We start from the raw sequence: 2,240 nt of genomic DNA on the forward strand, positions 1-2,240 counted from the left end.
GTATCCGGCCTACCAAGCGCATATTTTCCGGCTAAGCGCTGATCGTTATTTTTGGCAGAAAACAATGATTTATGGATCTGTCAGAAAAGATGTTCGGATTAGTCCGGTTATGGCGTGAAAGTGGTCTTAGCCAGAGAGAATTTTGCAAACAACACCAAATCGGTGTGGCCAAACTTGGTTATTGGGTCGGAAAAGAGAAACAATCCGTTAATGGGGTTGGATTTTTAGAGCTATCTGCTCGGCATAGTACACCAAGTGTAGGTTATGAAGTTGTCTATCCCAATGGTGTGAGGGTGAGTTATCAGGGTAACGATCTTACTATACTTTCACAACTGATCCGGCTTTACTGATGTTTGGTCTGGGCTCATCCCACCAATATTTTCTTTATCGAGGGAGTTGCGATATGCGCAAGGGCTTCGATGGACTTTGTGGCATAGTAGACTCTGAGCTTGGTCGAGTGGCCACCAGTGGGGAAGTCTTCATCTTTGTCAACCGCAGGCGCACGCAGCTAAAAATGCTTAGATGGGAGCCCGGAGGCTTCATACTATATCATAAAAGACTTGAAAGTGGGACATTCCCATTACCCAAAAAGGTCTCCTCGGGTAGCATCTTCTGGGCAGATTTAGTTCTGATGATCGAGGGAATCCAGATACTAAAAAGCCGCCGAAGAAAGCGGTTTAATTTGCAGCAATAAGTCTCATTTTGCGCTCCAATGGCAGTTTTTTCGTACTTTTAAAGTATGCAAACGGCTCTGGAATCGCTGGAAAAAGAAGAGTTGATCGCCCTGGTCAAACAACGGGAGCAGGAGAACGCCTACCTGAAATCTCAGATAGAAACGTACCGACGGATGCAGTTTGGCCAGAAGCGCGAACGTTTCGAAGGTGACCCGGCACAGATTGCGCTTCCCTTTGAAGCCACTACCGAGCAGACTGCTGAGCAAGAAGAAATCCTGCAAGAAAAAATCAACTATATCCGTAAAAGGCCTAACCATAAGGGCCGTGCAGCACTGCCTTCTCATTTACCCGTCGAAGAGATCGAGATTTATCCTGCCGGTGATCTTTCAGAGATGGTATGTATCGGCAAGGAAGTTACCGAAGAGCTGGATTACGAACCCGCACGCTTTTTGATCAAAAGATACATACGCTACAAATATGCTCCCAAAAATGGTGAAGGGATCAGAATCGGCCAACTTCCGGAGCGGGTCATTGATAAAGGAATACCTTCTGCAGGGCTGCTGGCCAGCATAGTTACTGACAAATACGTAGACCATCTTCCACTTTACCGTCAGAAACAGCGCTTTGCCAGGGAAGATATCCAGATCGCATCTTCAACCCTTGAAGGATGGACCAAAGAAGCGCTGATCAAGCTGGAACCGCTTTATGAGCAACTGGTCTTTGATATGAAATCGAAGGGCTATTGGCAGGTGGATGAAAGTCCTATTAAAGTACTGGAAAGTGACAAGAAAGGCGCTTGCCATCAAGGATACTATTGGGTCTACCACAGCCCTTTGGATGGTGTCGTTCTCTTTGATTACCAACCGACAAGAGGCTCAGCAGGAGCGAAATCGATGTTGGAAAGCTTTAAGGGCTATCTACAGACGGATGGCTATGCAGTTTATGAAAAGCACGGAAAACGGAAAGATGTTATCCATCTTGCTTGCTGGGCGCATGCGCGAAGGGAATTTGAACGGGCCCTGGACAACGACAAAACCAGGGCGCAAAAAGCACTATCGATGATCCAGCAACTGTACGCTGTGGAGCGGAAAGCCCGCCAACTGATGCTGGATGCTATTGAAATCAAAGAGCTGCGGCTGAGAGAATCCCTTCCAGTTATCAACGAGCTGGGCAAATGGATCTTCGAACAAATTAAAAGTACGCTCCCGAAAAGCCAGATCGGAAAGGCGATGCAGTACAGTTACGGCCGTTGGGATGAACTCAGTGCCTACTTATACGACGGAAATCTGTTGATCGATAATAATCAAATTGAAAATTCTATACGCCCGTTGGCTCTGGGCCGGAAAAACTATTTATTCGCTGGCTCACACGAAGCAGCACAGCGGGCTGCTATGATCTACTCCTTCTTTGCTATCTGCAAAAAACACAACGTCAATCCCTACAATTGGCTAAAAAACACTCTACTAAACATCTCCACAATCAATCATAAAAACATCACTGACCTGTATCCGCAACACTTTAACAAGGTTCACCAACTAACAAATATGTAGTTGATAGGCCGGATAC

3 protein-coding genes are annotated in these 2,240 nt (G+C 46.2%); all 3 read left to right on the top strand.

Annotation, left to right across the window (positions count from 1 at the left end):
- Positions 1–71: 71 nt before the first annotated feature.
- The 3 genes from tnpA to tnpC are packed head-to-tail and all read left to right on the top strand — an operon-like array spanning position 72 to position 2,224.
- A complete protein-coding gene (gene tnpA, locus AC1XUF_RS32005; RefSeq protein WP_483345958.1) occupies positions 72–350 on the top strand; it encodes an IS66 family insertion sequence element accessory protein TnpA in 279 nt (92 codons plus the stop codon).
- A complete protein-coding gene (gene tnpB, locus AC1XUF_RS32010; protein WP_483345959.1) occupies positions 350–694 on the top strand; it encodes an IS66 family insertion sequence element accessory protein TnpB in 345 nt (114 codons plus the stop codon). The genes tnpA and tnpB overlap by 1 nt, the downstream gene beginning before the upstream one ends.
- Positions 695–739: 45 nt before the next feature.
- The gene (tnpC, locus tag AC1XUF_RS32015; RefSeq protein ID WP_483345960.1) at positions 740–2,224 is read left to right on the top strand and encodes an IS66 family transposase; all 1,485 of its coding nucleotides are present in this window, start codon (positions 740–742) and stop codon (positions 2,222–2,224) included.
- The last annotated feature ends 16 nt before the right edge of the window (positions 2,225–2,240 follow it).

It is taken from the genome of Dyadobacter sp. HNCC25DJ185, assembly GCF_056895195.1.